Source organism: Corynebacterium sp. NPDC104732 (genome assembly GCF_055583565.1).
Genome location: NZ_JBVJNS010000012.1, coordinates 1 through 16,056, shown reverse-complemented (window position 1 = coordinate 16,056; position 16,056 = coordinate 1). Strand labels below are relative to the sequence as shown.

17 protein-coding genes are annotated in these 16,056 nt (G+C 56.4%); all 17 read left to right on the top strand.

Going from position 1 to position 16,056, the window contains the following annotated elements:
• Positions 1–79 precede the first annotated feature (79 nt).
• Complete coding sequence (locus ACZ6ZO_RS09320) at positions 80–310, top strand: hypothetical protein (RefSeq protein ID WP_465292118.1); 231 nt, start codon at positions 80–82, stop codon at positions 308–310.
• Entirely contained in the window at positions 307–1,764 is a 1,458-nt protein-coding gene (locus ACZ6ZO_RS09315) for a terminase TerL endonuclease subunit (RefSeq protein ID WP_465292116.1), read from the top strand. The genes ACZ6ZO_RS09320 and ACZ6ZO_RS09315 overlap by 4 nt, the downstream gene beginning before the upstream one ends.
• Positions 1,764–3,164, top strand: a complete 1,401-nt coding sequence (locus tag ACZ6ZO_RS09310) for a phage portal protein (protein ID WP_465292114.1) — start codon at positions 1,764–1,766, stop codon at positions 3,162–3,164. The genes ACZ6ZO_RS09315 and ACZ6ZO_RS09310 overlap by 1 nt, the downstream gene beginning before the upstream one ends.
• Positions 3,161–4,297 (top strand): VG15 protein, encoded by a 1,137-nt coding sequence (locus tag ACZ6ZO_RS09305; RefSeq protein WP_465292112.1) that lies wholly within the window; start codon positions 3,161–3,163, stop codon positions 4,295–4,297. The genes ACZ6ZO_RS09310 and ACZ6ZO_RS09305 overlap by 4 nt, the downstream gene beginning before the upstream one ends.
• A 3-nt stretch (positions 4,298–4,300) precedes the next feature.
• On the top strand, positions 4,301–4,549 hold the full coding sequence (locus ACZ6ZO_RS09300) for a hypothetical protein (protein WP_208769006.1): 249 nt from the start codon (positions 4,301–4,303) through the stop codon (positions 4,547–4,549).
• A gap of 114 nt (positions 4,550–4,663) precedes the next feature.
• Positions 4,664–5,167 carry a hypothetical protein gene (locus ACZ6ZO_RS09295; RefSeq protein ID WP_208769007.1) on the top strand — a complete coding sequence of 168 codons (504 nt, stop codon included), beginning with the start codon at positions 4,664–4,666 and terminating at the stop codon, positions 5,165–5,167.
• A 32-nt stretch (positions 5,168–5,199) separates the two neighbouring features.
• Positions 5,200–6,144 (top strand): phage major capsid protein, encoded by a 945-nt coding sequence (locus ACZ6ZO_RS09290; RefSeq protein ID WP_465292110.1) that lies wholly within the window; start codon positions 5,200–5,202, stop codon positions 6,142–6,144.
• Positions 6,128–6,283: a DUF7302 family protein gene (locus tag ACZ6ZO_RS09285; RefSeq protein WP_465292108.1), complete on the top strand. Its 156-nt coding sequence runs from the start codon at positions 6,128–6,130 to the stop codon at positions 6,281–6,283. Before ACZ6ZO_RS09290 ends, ACZ6ZO_RS09285 begins: the two co-directional genes overlap by 17 nt.
• 14 nt (positions 6,284–6,297) lie before the next feature.
• Positions 6,298–6,789 carry a hypothetical protein gene (locus ACZ6ZO_RS09280; RefSeq protein ID WP_465292106.1) on the top strand — a complete coding sequence of 164 codons (492 nt, stop codon included), beginning with the start codon at positions 6,298–6,300 and terminating at the stop codon, positions 6,787–6,789.
• Positions 6,779–7,117: a hypothetical protein gene (locus ACZ6ZO_RS09275; protein WP_465292104.1), complete on the top strand. Its 339-nt coding sequence runs from the start codon at positions 6,779–6,781 to the stop codon at positions 7,115–7,117. The genes ACZ6ZO_RS09280 and ACZ6ZO_RS09275 overlap by 11 nt, the downstream gene beginning before the upstream one ends.
• Positions 7,118–7,120: 3 nt before the next feature.
• Positions 7,121–7,288: a hypothetical protein gene (locus ACZ6ZO_RS09270; protein ID WP_465292102.1), complete on the top strand. Its 168-nt coding sequence runs from the start codon at positions 7,121–7,123 to the stop codon at positions 7,286–7,288.
• Positions 7,289–7,562: 274 nt separating this feature from the next.
• Positions 7,563–7,934: a hypothetical protein gene (locus tag ACZ6ZO_RS09265; protein WP_465292100.1), complete on the top strand. Its 372-nt coding sequence runs from the start codon at positions 7,563–7,565 to the stop codon at positions 7,932–7,934.
• A gap of 38 nt (positions 7,935–7,972) precedes the next feature.
• The gene (locus ACZ6ZO_RS09260; RefSeq protein ID WP_465292098.1) at positions 7,973–8,860 is read left to right on the top strand and encodes a hypothetical protein; all 888 of its coding nucleotides are present in this window, start codon (positions 7,973–7,975) and stop codon (positions 8,858–8,860) included.
• Between the two features lie 97 nt (positions 8,861–8,957).
• On the top strand, positions 8,958–9,242 hold the full coding sequence (locus ACZ6ZO_RS09255; protein ID WP_465292096.1) for a hypothetical protein: 285 nt from the start codon (positions 8,958–8,960) through the stop codon (positions 9,240–9,242).
• Between the two features lie 86 nt (positions 9,243–9,328).
• On the top strand, positions 9,329–9,574 hold the full coding sequence (locus tag ACZ6ZO_RS09250; protein WP_465292094.1) for a hypothetical protein: 246 nt from the start codon (positions 9,329–9,331) through the stop codon (positions 9,572–9,574).
• A 9-nt stretch (positions 9,575–9,583) separates the two neighbouring features.
• The gene (locus tag ACZ6ZO_RS09245) at positions 9,584–15,127 is read left to right on the top strand and encodes a tape measure protein (protein WP_465292092.1); all 5,544 of its coding nucleotides are present in this window, start codon (positions 9,584–9,586) and stop codon (positions 15,125–15,127) included.
• 17 nt (positions 15,128–15,144) lie between these two features.
• Positions 15,145–15,921, top strand: a complete 777-nt coding sequence (locus tag ACZ6ZO_RS09240) for a hypothetical protein (protein WP_465292090.1) — start codon at positions 15,145–15,147, stop codon at positions 15,919–15,921.
• Positions 15,922–16,056 lie beyond the last annotated feature (135 nt).

Genomic DNA, 16,056 nt, shown 5'->3' with positions numbered 1-16,056 from the left:
TCCAGAGCGTTACCCGCACATTGAGACCGGGACAATACCGAAGAACCCGACAGAAACCGCACAAAGCAGCTCGAGGATCGTGGCGGCGGTTTCTACGGGCAAGTCCAAGCAAATCTATTCGGCACTTCGCCGACGGCTCGCCGAAGAAATCGACGCGACCGAGGATCCGAAGATCGTGGCCGTCCTGGCCTCAAAACTCGTTGAGGTTGAAACCAAGATGGAATTGTTCACCAAGGTCGACAAAACAGGCAGCAAGCTCGACGAACTGACCGCGCGCCGGGAACAGCGACGACGTAAGGAGGCATCATGAGCGATAGTGTTATCGGCTCTCAGGTACCCAGCTTCCTTGCTAAGCCGCACGTAGAGGCGGTGGACTTTTTCGATGGTGAGGACGCGATCGACCTCGCTGAAGCATTTGGATTCAACCCGGATCCATGGCAAGAAGGTTTAATCACAGGAGCACTCGCGAGAACAAAGGACGGCGAATTCGCTGCCAAACAGGTAGGGCTGTCAGTACCGCGGCAGAACGGCAAAAACGGTGTCCTGGAGGTCATCGAGCTAGCGCACATGGTCATCCTAGGCCGGAGGGTCCTCCATACAGCACACGAAGTAAAAACTGGGCGGAAAGCCTTCCTCCGCCTCGCAAGCTTCTTCGAGGAAAACGTTGAGCTACGAGCTCACGTGAAACAAATCCGCCGAGTCAACGGACAAGAAGCGATCTTTCTCGACAACGGCGCCTCATGTGAGTTCATCGCCCGATCGAAGTCATCGGGGCGTGGCTTTTCCGTCGATACCCTCGTCATGGACGAGGCACAGGAACTGTCGTCAGAAAGCCTTGACGCACTATTGCCGACGATCTCAGCATCACCGGAGCCACAACAGATCATCACTGGCACCCCGCCGGCGCCAACCGATCACAACGGTGAAATCTTCCGAAGCCTCCACGACACAGCACACGACGGAGGAACTTCAACCCTGTTTTGGGCAGAGTGGGCAGCAGCCCACGGCCCGGACCCCAACGGCATAGACCCCGATGACGAAACACTCTGGCTTAAAGCCAACCCAGCCTTAGGAAAACGCATCACCATGGACGCTGTGAGAGGCGAACGCACCGTCATGGACGATGCAGCCTTCCGACGCGAACGCCTTGGCATGTGGGAAAGAGAACAAACCTCACGAGTTCTCCCACTCGAAGACTGGAACGCCTGTGCTGACCCCAACCTCACCGACGACGGACAGCCCGTTGTCCTCGCCGTCGATATCGCGCCGAGGCGTGACGCCGCTTCGATCGTTGCAGCTGGCTCATCACTAGATGGCCATTTGTGGGTTGATGTTGTGGAAAACCGCAGGGGTGTGCCGGATTGGGTTATTCCGAGGTTGCAAGCCATCCTCTCAAAACAGCCGGTTCGCGCACTCATGATCGATGTACTTTCGCCTGCTGGTTCGCTCATTGAGCCGTTGGAAGCCCAAGGCGTAAACGTCTCTCGCACTGGATCCAACATCATGGCGGCGGCCTGTGGTCAACTTTTCGACGCAGTTATGTCCCACGATTTCCGCCACCTTGACCAGCTCCCGCTCAACCTAGCGGCAGCTGCTGCGAGGAAACGCCGACTGGGTGACTCATGGGCGTGGAACCGCGCAAACGAGGACGCGGACATCACCCCACTAGTCGCAGCGACCCTAGCCTTGACAGGCAGAACGTACTCGAAAACGAAAAAACCCGTGAAACCAAAGCGAGAAAAACGAAAGGTAGTGGTCTGGTAGTGGCAACTTTTACGCACGACGAGGCCCGACTAGTCAAAGCCTTACTGGATCAACTATCGAGTCATGCACAAGCCAACCAGACCCACGAAAAATATTACGACGGATCCTTCGCCTCGACGCTTCTGAACATCTCCGCCCCTGAACACATCACCCGAATGCTCAACATGGTCTCCGGATGGTCAAGCACAGCCGTCGACGTCCTCGAAGAACGCCTAGACCTATGGGGATTTTCTAACGACGACCTGAGCACTGTATTCGACGACAACGCCCTAAACGAAGAAGCAAGCCAAGTTCACCTAGACTCCATGATCTACGGCGTCGGCTTCGTCTCTGTCACCGCCGGCGGAGACGGCGAACCAGACATCCTTGTACGTGGGCACGACGCTAAAAACACCACCGGAGTACTCAACGTAAGAACCCGCCACCTCGATGCGGGACTAACCCGAGAGATAAAAAACGGCGAAATCGTAGGAGTAGATCTGTGGCTCCCCGACCAGGTAGTAACCGCGCGCCGGGATCGTGATGGGCAGCCGTGGGAGGTTGTCGAGCGCGCTGCGCATGGTTTGGGGGCGGTGCCGCTGGTGCCTTTTGTCAATCGTCCACGCACTGGTGCTCGGTGGGGTAAGTCGGAGATCACTGCTCCGCTTCGTCGCTACACGGATTCTGCGGTGCGTACGTTGATTTCGATGGATATCAACCGTGAGTTTTTCTCTGCACCGCAGCGGTACGCCATCGGACTCGACCAGGATGATTTCGTCGGGCCCGATGGTCGACGTATGTCTCAATGGCAAATCGTTGCTGGTCGCATGTGGGCCACGGGTGCGGTGGCAGAGGACGAGAAAACCCCGGATTTGGGTGAATTTAGGCCGCATCCAGCGGGCCCGTTCTTGGAACAGATTGAGGGTCTAGCTCAGTTAGCAGCTGCTGAAGCAGGACTGCCGTCCCATTACTTTGGTTTGCGAGGTGAGCAGGCAGCGAGCGCGGACTCCATTCGCGCGATGGAGGCCCGCCTAGTCAAGCGTGCCGAGCGCCGCCAGAAGTCATTCGGGCGTGCATGGGGAGTAGTAGGCAGGTTAGCCCTTGCAGCTTTGGGAGAGTCTGCGTTTTCTGAAGTAGGTGCAGTGAGTACTCGGTGGGGCGACCCTGCGACACCTACGGTCGGGGCGACCACCGATGCGATGGTTAAGCTCGCCCAGGCGGGCATCGCTGCTGGTGCTTCTCGGCCGGTGTGGGACCGTGTGGGATTCACCCCGGAAGAGCAACAGGAGATGCAGCGGGTATTGGTTCAACAGCAGGCGCTGCAGCGACAAGCGTTGGTGTCGACGGCTGCAGGACAGACCACCGATGAGGCAGCAGCCCGAGCGGCGCTTGCGAATCGTCCCGTAGGTGAGACTCCATGACCGCGCGGGATGATTTTGCGACAACCCTGGACGGTCTGCGCTTGTTAGCGCAGCGCGACCTGCTGGCCTGGTGGCGACAAACACAGGGACTGGGGTTTATCGATCAAAAGCGTGTCTTGGAGGATCCTTTCACCGCAATCATCGCCACTTACGGTGAGCAAGCAGCCTACGCTGCGGCGGATTACCTGTTTCTCCAGCGCAGCTTGGACGAGTCGCTTCGCGAGCTTGAATATCCCGAGGTTGCTCAGCCAGTGGAGTTCGAGCAAGCCAGGGGAGCGTTTCATGCTGTGATGTGGGCGCGAGACCCTGAGTCTTCGGCGGATCGGGCCAATGCTTTCTTAAAGCTGCAGGGGGTGACGAACAGGCTTGTTGCAGATCCAGCCCGTCGTACCGTGATGATGGGCACCCTAAAAGCCGGAACCGCGTATGCGCGTGTGCCGGAGCCTGGTGCGTGTGCGTTTTGCCTCATGTTGGGTTCCCGAGGTGCTGTGTATGATCATGAGACCGTGTTCGGTGAAGTTGGGCGCTATCACGACAACTGTCGTTGCTTAGCTATCGAGGTCACCGGTAGAGCTCCATTGCCTCAGATCAATCAGGATTTGATGGCTCAAGTCAAGGTGTTCGACCGTGAGTTGGGCAGGCCTGCAGATGTGAAGGACTGGCGCCAGTGGGTCGATGCGTCGAGGCAACAGGCCGGGCAGGACACGATGTGGCCACGGTTGAAGTACGTGCGGTTGCCTCGGTACAAGGGCGATGGCTTATCGACGGTGTTTCCCGGTGAGAAGCTGCCTCCTCTGGATAATATGCCGGGCCATGTGCTGCATGGGTGGCGGGACAAGCCAAAGAAGGATGGAAGCGGCTGGCCTCACGACGAGAGTCTCGCGGATGGGCATCGATGGGACACGCAGCGGTCAGGTGCATCAACGTTTCCACGTGAATGGACAGACCAAAAGGTTGTTAACGCGGTTCGAGACACAATCGAAAAACCGGATACTGTACTCAGCAAAGAATATTCTCGAAGCGTGTGGAAAGAAATTGACGGAGTCGTAGTCTATGCCAAATGGGCGGTTCTACCTGGTGGTAGGCTGATATTCGTAGAAAGCTACCCAGTAGACCAATTGAATCGGAGGTGAAACTTGGACGAGTCTGAGCTTGCATACCGTGAAACGTTCAATCGTCTCAGAGCATTGTTTCCTTCTGATGCTGATTTGACTGCAGCACAGCGCAGTGCCGAAGAAGGAGAGTGGGACGGGGCTTTCTTTGAGCTGATTGAGTCAGCATTACAGTGGGAAGTCTTCGGCGCCGATTTCACTACTACTTTGACAGGCGGCTTTACCTCTCCATTAATTGAAGAGTTTTTAGATACTCTTAACCGCGCTGCCTAGCCGGTAGGTTGCCGGGTTCAAGTCCCGACAGCGCACGATCAAGACCCCATGTCCCCTGGTCGGGACGTGGGGTTTTGTCATGCCCACATCAAAAAATCCCAGGAGGAAACAACAGTGGACACCAACGAGTCAACAACGAACGATCACGTCGCTGAGAATACTTCGGAACAGGACGACGGAGTCAACGACAAGCAGCATGACCAAGAGCAACAGGACACATTCGATCGCGAGTACGTCGAGAAGCTCCGCCGTGAGAACGCGAAGTACCGCACGAAGGTCAAGGAACTGGAACCTCAAGCAGCCAAGCTTAAGGAAATCGAGGACGCCTCGAAAACTGAGCTAGACAAAGCGCTTGAACGAATCAAGACGCTTGAAGCAGAAGCGTCGGCGGCCCAGTCGAAGGCCCTCCGCGCGGATGTAGCGCAGTCGAAGGGGGTGCCGGTGTCGCTTCTGCCTGACGCAGGCTCCAAGGAAGACCTTGAAGCAGCTGCTGATCAGCTGCTGGCATGGGCAAACAAAACCCCTGCGTTGCCGAAAGTCACTGGGGTGGGCAAGGACACCTCGGGGATGTCCCGAGACGAACTAGCTCGCTCGATTCTAGGAGTTGGCTCGAACTAATGATCAATTTCCGGTAGTGAAAGGAATAACTGATGACCACCTACAACGAAAAGTCCCTCCTCGGTGGCGATGGCGGGACTAATCTTTTACCCCGATCGGTCTCGAACGAAATCTGGAAGCAAGCAACCGCCCAGGCGATCGTCCCGACCCTGGCAAAATCCCATCCGATCATCCTGGGCGAGAACATCATTCCAGTGTTGACCAAGCGCCCCGCAGCGTCGATCGTCGGGGAACTAGGAAACAAGCCAGACTCCCAGCTCGAGGTCGGAGCGAAGTCAATCAAACCGATCAAAGCCGTGGTGGGCTTGGAATTCTCCATGGAAACCATCAAGAAAAACCCCGCGAATGTCCTGGACATCATGTCCCAGGAACTCTCCGAGGCGCTTTCCCGACAGATCGACCTCGCAGTCCTTCACGGACGCCAGGCCTCCGACGGCGAGGAACTCTCCGGGGACCCGGAGTACCTCAACAAGACCAAAAACCGCGTCAAGATCTCCGGCGATCCTAAGAACGCCGATAAAGAACTGTGGGAAGGCTACGGCCTCGTCGTCGATTCAAAGACACCGCACAACTTCACAGGATTCGGCATGGATCCCCGCTTCGTCGGTCTCATCGCAAACGCCCGCGACGAACACGGCCGACGCCTTAACCCCGATATCACCATGGGCGGCACCGTCACTACCTACGCAGGCCAGTCAGTGTCCATCTCTCGAGCAATCTCCGGCCAGGTCGACGCCTCCGCAGATACCAAGGTCCGCGCCTTCGCCGGCGACTGGGAAGCACTACGCTTCGGCCGCGCACTCGATATTCCAGTAAAGAAAATCGAATACGGCGACCCATTCGGCAACGGCGACCTACAACGCCGCAACGCCGTCGCATACATGGCAGAATGCATCTTCGGCTGGGGCATCCTCGACCTCGACGCATTCGTCGCCTACGAACTCACTGGTGGTGACAGCGATGAAGAATCTTCGTAACAAAACCACTGGTGTCCACATCACAGTGGCCGATGAAAAAGCCCAGACCCTGGTCGCATCGGGCAGATACATCCCAGTGGAACCCACGAAACGCCCTACACGGCGCCCCAAAAACACCCCACCGGCCCAGACCGAATAAACGGGAGGTGACACATGCTCACCATTGACACGCAAGAAGTCCTCGCCTTCAACCCAGACCTAGACACCAACGTCGTCAATATCCTCATCCGCGACGGCCTAGCCATGGCGCGCCGGGTTGCACCATGTATTGATGATGAGGGTTTCGAGCATGCTGATGCGGCGACCGCGATCATTCGTGGTGCGGTGCTGCGGTGGGCGGAGTCTGGATCTGGTGGTGTGACATCAGAGTCGAATACGGCGGGACCGTTTGCGTTTCAGCAGAGCTTCGATAATCGGCAGACCCGACGAAGCTTGTTTTTCCCCTCAGAGATCCGAGAACTCGAGGCGCTGTGTCAATCCGGCAATGGAAAGGCCTTTGCAGTGGATACGATTCCTCCACCAGGCAAAGGTCGGTGCATTCAGGGGAATCAATCCAGGTGCACGTACTTGTTTGGGGCGTTAACCTCGCCGTGTCAGGCATGCGGCGAGGTGTTGCGTCCGGGGTGGTGGTCAGGTGGCCTCTAGAATTCCTCTGCGCCACAAATTGGAAGTCGCTCAGCTCGTTGAGACAACCGATAGGTTCAACAACAAAGTGATGGTGCCAGGCGTGTACCAGCCAGTCCTGGTGGCTGGGTGGGCCATCGTGAGCACTAAAGAACAGACTGGCGAGTCTGTTCTACGCACCATCGATCAGCTTGATATTTACTCCCCAGAGGCGTTTTCCCCTGGAACTCAGGTTCGTTTACCTGACGGATCAGTGTGGCAAGTACAAGGCAATGCTGAGGACTACCGTCAGGGCCCATGGTGGAACCCCGGGCTCGTCATCATTCACGCAATCCAAGTGAAAGGATAACTAATGGTCATCATCGACACTGTAGATGAAGGGACCGTCGAGTGGGACGCTCCCGCAAGTGAGGTTTTGGCTAACGGTGTGTTGCTCATCCACGCCACGGAAGACGGATCGCAACCAATTGCAGGTTATGCCCCCGGATCCTGGATCACCTTCGAAATAAGGGGCGATTGATGGCAGGAAACATTGATCGTATTCCGGGAGGCACAATCGTCTACGACTGGGGGGCTTTTAGCTCAGTCCGTAAAGCCGGGCAGGACTTGGCAATGGAGAAAGCTAAAGAAATTGCTGCTGCTGCGAGCGCTTATCCGCAACCGGCCCCGTCTAAGAAGTATGTTGCTAAGGCTGGGCCCAACATCGCTGCAGTTGTCTACCCCGCAACACGACATGCACGCCGCTCGAATGCGAAGCATAACACCCTGGTAAAACTACTCGGAGAACGCAGATCGTGATCACTGCTGCAGAACTCGTTGTGCGAGCACTCTCGAGCATCGTGGATGTGCCGGTAAGCGCCAAGGTGCCACCAAACCGCCCAGAGGTTTTCGTTCGAGCCGACCAGGCGGCTCCGATAGCCCTGTCTCCTTCACACGACCGAACTACCGTGATCATCCAGGTGTACGGGACCCATCGCCATCAAGAACAAGTGCTCGACATTATCGGCACATGCCGAAACTATCTTCGATTCTCCATAGAGACCGACGTTCCCGAGATCGTGGGGTGGGAGGAGACCTCAGGCCCCGTCGAGTTCCTAGACCCGGATATTGCCGAGACGTCAACCCGCTGGCAGTTCGCCGGGAACATATTCCAGACCCTCGCATAACGCAGGGTCTTTTTCAATACAAGAAAGGATTTCAAGCAATGAAAAGCCATGATTCGCGACTTCGCAACAACGTTATTGTCCCCGCACCAAATGTTATGGCCACAGGAGGCGTACTCATTGGTGACGTCATCAAAGACACAGAGGCATTCCCGAAAAACGCAACCGATGACATCAACGAGGCCTTCAACGCAGCCCCAGCCGGGTTCATTGCTGAATCTGGCTTGACGAAGACCGTCGACCACCAAACCGAAGACATCAAGGACTCCAACAAGGATGTCGTTGTCACTATCGAAACTACTCACGACGTGACGGTGAAGTGGACTTTCCAGGAGTCGACGAATGCAACGGTACTGAAGTCAATCTATGGCGCGAACAACGTCAAGGTCGAGGATGGCAACATTACTGTTGCCGATCGTTCAGGCATGGTCGAACACCGATCCTTCTTCTTTGAAATGGACGGAGGCAACGAGCGACCAGTACGCGCTTTCATCCCTGATGGTCAGGTTATCAACGTCGGCGAAATCTCGCTGATGAAGAAAGACGACATCATCAAATACGAAGTCACAGTAAAGTGCTTCACCGATCCAACGGCCGCGAAGTTCTACACCTTCTTCGGTGACGGAAGCCTGCCGAAGAAGAAAGAAGAAAAGGAAATCCTCCCGAAGCAAACCACTAAGACCGTGACTCTTCCTGAAGAAGTCTCCGGTGGCACGTGGTCGCTGACAGTTGACGGACACACCGCGGAATCCCTCGCACACAACGCGTCCGGTGAAGCTGTCCAGTCCGCGCTTCAGGAAGCCGGTGCGAGCGAGGTTACTGTCTCCGGCTCCGAAGGCGGACCTTACACCGTTACCGGTGGCAGCAGCGTCACCGCCGACGGTGAAGAACTCACAGGTGGAGACAACAACACAATCACCGTGAAGTAAACACCGTCGGGCCCGTAGGAATCATGGGAGTCGCCTACGGGCCCCACCCACTCAGACTCCCCAAATTTTTTTTCAACACCAAAAGAAAGGCACTCCCATGGCTGAAATCGAAAAGTTCCATTTCACCACAGCAAAGGGTGAAGAAATCACAGTCCCATACCTGGACGACTCCGTCTCTCACGCGACCGCACGCAAGATCCGCAAGGAATTTAACCACGACTACGAAGCACTAATGGATGCATTCGTCGACGCGGCTCTTCCCGCAACCATGGTGAAGAAACTCAATACATTGTCTGTTCGTGACTGGGACAAGTTCATCACTGGGTGGACTGAGCTAGACAAGAAACTTCCGGGGGAATTTTCGGCCTCGTCGAATGGCTAGAAGACGAGGCTAACACTCACGCTCTCGAGCTGGACCTGCTGCGACAAGGATTGCGTTTGCGTTGGCTAGGTGACGGCACAAGGCGATTGTCATGGCACGATGCGTGGCTTATGGCCACGTACCCGGTAATGAACGGGGAAGTCGCCGCGCTCGAAGCCCGCCGGATAGCAGACAGTCAGCAGCAACAACCATTGCAGCGCCAGCTGCCACCAGAGGAACCACCACAGCAGTCGTCGGAAAGCGAGCTGAACGACCGCAACAAGAGCGCCCACTACGTTGGCGAAACGCAATCCACCCTCGAGATCGCTCGCAGACTCGGCTGGACAGAATAGGAGACCCCCATGGCTAAAGGCACCAAGCTCGGTGAAGCCTACATCAAAATCACCGCAAGTACGACGGGAATGCAAAAGCAAGTCACGTCAGCACTCGGCGGCATGGGCAAAGTCGGCGATAAAGCCGGTACCGAGCTTGGTAAAGCCATGGGAAGCAGCGTCGAAAAACAGCTCACCTCATCCAGCGTCGGCGCACGGCTAACCACCGGTCTGCAAAAAGCAATGAAGACCGGTGCTCTTTCAATAGGCACCGCCGTTGGAGGCACGATCGCCACCGGCATCGCCAAAGGAATGGGACGCCTCAACGCCATCGAAGGAGCCCAGGCGAAACTATCCGGTCTAGGCAACAACGCAGCCACAGTCGCCGCCGTCATGGACAACGCCCTAGCCGCCGTCAAAGGCACAGCCCACGGAATGGGCGAAGCAGCATCCACAGCAGCGTCAATGGTCGCCGCCGGCATCAAGCCCGGCCAAGAGCTCGAACAAGTACTCAAGACCGTCGCAGACACCGCCAGCATCGCCGGACGCCAAATGGACGACGTGGGCCTCATCTTCGGATCCATCGCCGCACGCGGCAAACTACAAGGCGACGACATGCTCCAACTCATGTCAAGCGGAATCCCCGTCCTACAACTACTTGCCAAACAAACCGGCAAAACCTCCGCCGAAATCTCCGACATGGTCTCCAAAGGAGAAATCGACTTCGCCACCTTCGAAAAAGCAATGCGCGCCGGCGTCGGAGGCGCAGCCCTCGACGCAGGAAAAACCTTCAAAGGCTCCATGGACAACCTCGGCGCAGCAATCGGCCGCGCCGGGGCTGCATTCTTAGAGCCTGGGTTCAAGCAAGCCCCGGGACTGATCGGGAAGCTAACAGATAAGGTTGATTCTCTGACCCCTGCGTTAAAGACAGCGGGCATTGTGGCCTCTGACATGTTCAACGACGTGGCTGCCGTGATCGGCCCGTTGACAGGTGACGTCGCGGGGCTTGCACGAAGCCTGTCTGGGTTGGCAGGTCCTGTGGCAGCCGTTGCTGCTGTGTTCGCTGCACGAAAATTCACGATCTTGCCTGAGGTGTTCCAGGCTGCGGGTGGCCAAGCCAAAAGATTGAATTCGGCGCTGTTCGATATGTCTGCTGGGGCTGGTGTGCTGCAGCATCACTTTGCTCAAGCAGGGCGTGAGGTCAGTTCATTTGACGCGCACATGATGGTTGCCTCCACGTCGTCGAACAAGTTCTTGAGTGAGGTTGCTGGCGGGTTTGTGCGTGCGAAAGCGCCGATGAATGACTTCATTCAGCGTCAGTCTGACGCGGCAAAGTCCGCTGCTGATATGGCCTTGAAGTCTAAGGATGCTTTTACATCCGTGGATTATATGGGCCAGCAGATGGCTCATCGCTTCGCGGCGAGTGTAGGCAAGATGACGGGTACTGCTCGTGGTTTTGTCGGTGGTGCCCTTGGCGGTATCAAGACCGGTTTGGGCGGTCTGGTGGGCTTCCTTGGTGGACCGTGGGGTGCTGCTTTTACAGTGGCCGGTCTTGCTTTGGGTGCGTTGGCCCAAAAACAACTGGAGGCCAAAGTCGCTGCTGCGGAGCACAAGCAAGCACAACAGGAACTTAAAGCCACGCTCGATAACACTACGGGCGCGATCACTGATCAAACGCGAGCGTTGGCGGAGCAGAAGCTTCAGGATTCTGGGGCGATGGACACTGCCACCAGGATTGGCTTGTCTCGTGGCACGATGACCAGCGCGACAATGGGTGATCCTGCGGCGATCCGTGAGGTTGAAGCGGCCGTACGAGCTGAGACCCAGGCGGTTATTGAGGGCACTGAGTTTTGGGCCAAGAACCGCGGTGTCTTGGAGCAGCACGGGTTTACTGTCCAGGATCTCACAGCTGCTTACCAGGGGAATGCTGAGCAACGGCAGCGGTTACAGAAGATCTCCGATGAAGAGGGCAATACCTTTGGTATGGCCTTGCATGCCAAGTTCGTGGGTATGACCACAGATGTTGATCGGGCGACGAAGGATCTTGCTTCGTTTTCCGAAAGCTTTACCGGCGTGCAAAGCGCGATGGTCGAGGCATCAACAAATAAAGCGTCCGAGCTGGCTAATACATGGCAAAAGGCAGCCGATGATACCAAGGCAGCGCTGAATATCTTGGGTGAGACGAAACTCAAGCTTGTCGATGAGAAAACGATCTCGTTTACCTATGATCCGGCGACTTCCGATCAGGCGATTAACGATCTTAAGGCGATGGGTCTTGAGGTTGAAAAGCTTGCTAATGGCACGGTGTCAGTGTCGTTCCGCAACGGGGCAGATGTGTATGCGTTGCTCAAATCAATGGGGATGGAGCTGGACAAGCTCGCAGATGGTCGTCTTGCAATTAACACGGACGATGCTGCTACTGCGCTTGCGGTTCTCGAAGAAATGGGAATCAAGGCGCAACAGATCGACGGCCATATTGTCATGGATGTCAATGACCAGGAAACGATCGAGCGGCTTCAAGCGCTCGGCCTAGCATCGATGATTGATGGAAACTTGGTGATCAATGACAACATCGGTTCAGTAGAAGAGCGGCGCGCAAAGCTTGAGAAAGACACTGCTGCGATGCAGGGAAACCTCAAGGTTAACCACAATATTGATGAGGCCCGCAGCTCTGCCGCAGGGTTGAAGAACGACCTCGACAACGTTAAATCGAAGACAGTCGATGTTCGGATTCGTGAGTGGCGAGAGTACTACAGTAGCGGTCGAACAACCTCCACATCTGGTACTTCTGTCGGCCAACACTACGGCGCAACAGGTGGCCGGTTTGACCCCTCGGGCGGGTTCGAACGACTTCCTCGTTATGCAGTAGGTGGCACGCATCGGGGCTATCGGCTCCCGTCGACAGGCCCCGGTACTCATAAGACAGATGGGTTCTTGGCGAAGGATCAGCTTACGGGCGCGCCGACTGCCTGGCTGAACAAAGACGAATGGGTTATTAACCGTGAATCGTCCAAGAAGTACGACCGGGAACTTGCTGCGATTAATTCGGGCACGTTCCCAAAGCTTCCGGGGTTCGCTAGTGGCGGTCTGTTCGCCTCCGCAGCTGAGATCAAGAAAAAGCTTGCTTTCCTTGATGGCACCCCTTACGGGATGGGGTGGTTCAGCCCTGCAGGTGTTGACTGTTCCGGTGGCGTATCTGCGACGGTCAACGTTGGTTTAGGCCGTGATCCCTTCGAATCTCGCATGTCCACTGTCACCCAAGGGGCATGGCTTGATGAGCGAGGTGCGCAACCAGGCCCAGGCGGTCCAAGTGATGTGAGCATCGGTTGGTGGGATCGTGGCGGTGGCGCTAACGGCCATACTGCTATGCGTTTGCAAGATGGTACGTTCGTCGAATCTGGCGGAAACACTGGTGGCGGTTTTACCATTGGTAGGACCGCTGGTCCGCTTACCGGGCGTGGCTTTGATCAGTGGCGCCACTTCCCTACGGGAAACGGTGGAGCGCAGGCCGCTGCAAGCAGTACGGCGGATGCAGTAGAGAAAAATGCAAGCGGTGGCGCGTCCTCGCGGATCGACTTTGGTAGCGCTGAGGGGCTCATTTCCAAATGGGAGGAGTCTGAGAAGCGCCGTCAACGTCGTGCGAAGCTATGGGCTGGCGTTTTCGATACCGGCGGTGTCCTTCCACCAGGTGGTGTGGCTGTGAACCTGTCCGGAAAACCCGAGATTGTCGTCAATAATGCACAGCTAAAGACGTTTGACAAACTTGCTGACAGCCTTGGTGGATTGAACAAGACGTTAGCTCGTCAGGTCGACGTGACTGCCGCGCGTCCGGGGCCAGGGGCGAATATTGGTGCGTTTCTCGCTGGTTCGACGGGCAAGGAGATCTTTGATGTCCTCGCAGGCTCTCCGTTTGGTGAGCTGTTCTCGTGGGCGTCGCCTGCGGTGAATGCGTTCGGTGAGATGGAGGAAGCGTGGATTCAGCAGGCCGACGCAGCAAATGCGTTGAAGCAGGCTGAGTCACAGCTTGCTGCTGCTCGCCAGAACGGTGATGCTGAGGCAATCAAGACTGCTGAGGACGATCTTGCTACTGCTCGTGGTGTGGTTGCTGAGGCAGCAAAGGCGGCTGGTGTTGCTGAGCTCAACTTGGCATTCGCGATCATCGATGTCATTGGAAGTATTTTCTCGAAGATTGGTGAAGCGGTCTACAAGGCCAAGGTCGGCCTGGGGAAAGCAGTCGCTGAGTCTGCATCGTGGGTCTACGAGTGGACGAAGATGGTTGATGCCCAGCGCGAAACCGTCAGCAAGCTGCAACAGCAGTTCGTCAACGACAAGATCGCCTATACCAAAAGTGTATGGGAAACCCGTCTGGCACAGTCTGATCTGACGAAGGCCCAATTGGAGGGTGTGAAGTCAGTCGCTGAGGCCGAGAAGAAGCTGCAGGCAGAGCGGAAGCGTCAGGCAAGGCTCGCTTCGAGGGACTGGCGAGATCTATCCACCGCCTATGGGCGTTATCGGTGGGTGGAGAAACTTGGGATGGCTGAGCGTCTCAGCGATGCAATCCGAATTACGCCAGAGATTCTGGCGCTTGAGCATGAGGTGAATGCGGCGAAACTATCTGCGCTGGCGAAGCAATATAAAGCGTCGCTCGCAGCGCTAGAAGCGTCCCACGCGCAGCAGATGGCCGCGTTGAATCTGGCCCAAAGCCAACTGCAACTGGCACAACAGTCGGCTCAGCTCGCGCAAATGCAGCAACAGTACATGGGGATGGATCAAACCCAAGCCATGTATGGCAACACCACGGCAAAGCTTTACGCCGAGCGCCAAGCTGCAGCAGGCCGAGCCAACAAGGGCTTCTTCGGGTGGATCGGCAGCTTCTTCAAAGACCCAACCGGTACGCTGCAATACGCTTTTGGAGGCGGTCGCGCCGCCGACAAGCAGTATGCCCAGTGGATCGATCAGGAGATTGCTAAACGCGAAGCAGAAGGCAAGGGGCTTAACCAAGAAGTCGACCCTCAGACGATGGCTTTGGTGCAAAAGCTGTTCGCCCAGGGGCTGGATCAGCAGGCCATGAATATCTTGAAGATTTCCTCGGTCGGTGCCCCGGCACGTGCCTTGGAAGCTGCGAAAGAAGATCATGCTGCACTCGCCATCAAGCAACAGGAGCAAATGCTCATTGATTCACAAAAGCGATTGGAAGCGCTCATTGCTTTCGAATCGAAGGCGCAACCGCTGCGGGAACAGATCTCCGCGTTCGAATCAGGCGCTGAATACCACCAGTATTCAGCAGACGCCATTCGCGAGGAATCCCCGGCCGTAAAAGCTGCTTTGCAAGCACTGGCCGATTTTTCAAAGCAGACAGCGTTGGACTACACAGCTTCTGCTGCAGCCGGCGGGTCGGGGAAAATCGCGCCAATCGTGATTCAACTGCCACAGCAGGACATGTTCACGCGCGAACAACTGTTAGCTTTGCTGAATCAGTTCGGCAAGATCGACGGGCTTGAGACACGCATCGAAGAACTCGAGGCCACGCCGCGCAAGTCGGCAACGGACATCATGGCGGCAACTGTGTCGTAACAAAAGGAGGTTTTGCAATGGCTAAACGCCTGGTGTGGATCGGCTGTGATGGGGTCGAATGGCCCCTGACCGAATACGGCGTGCGCGGCGTATTCCTGGAAGAAGGTGGAATCTCGGGGCTTGTGGGTGGGCTTGATACCCAACCCCAGCCACTTATTACGACATCGACGCGCTTCAACGACGGTGTAGCCCGCCCCCTCGAGCTCACGCTCAACCTCGTGGCCGCAAGCTCCACCTCCAAATGGGGCCAGCATGGAAACATCCCTGACATCATGGCCGAGTTCACCCGTGGATGTTCACCCATCGACACCGGAATTCTCCGCCTCGAGGATGATCAGCTCGGAACGAAATGGGACCTTGACGCAACCGCCACCTGCCCTGGGCTGCAGCACCCCAACCACCAAAGTGGTGCGGAGCGATTCGTCCTGACCCTCGCCGCACCGCGTGGCCTATGGCGCTCAAGATATGTGATGAACGGCCCAACTATCACAGTAATCAACACTGGTGATGCAGTGACACACCCGAAAATCCGATGGGCAGAAGACGGCGGGAAAGTCATCTTGCCGTCTGGAGCGTCTTTCACCCTCCCCACGGTGCAAGGGTGGAGAACGTTAAACCTCGACCCAGCAACCACCAACGACGTCGTAGACGACGACGGCACTTTCGACCACGAAACGTGGCGCAAAATCGACATCCTCACCGAAGGCATCCCACGCCACGAAACCAGAACATTCACGATCCCCAAGGAAGCCGAACTCCACTGGGACATCTACAGCTACACACCATGGATCTAGAAAGGCGGCCCCGCGATGGACTGGGACACATGGCACAAACTGAGCTGTCATGATTCTTGTTGACGGTGAAACCCTCAACGACAAGGATGTGTGATTATGCCGAAGGCTTATCCAAAAGAATTTCAACAGCAGTGC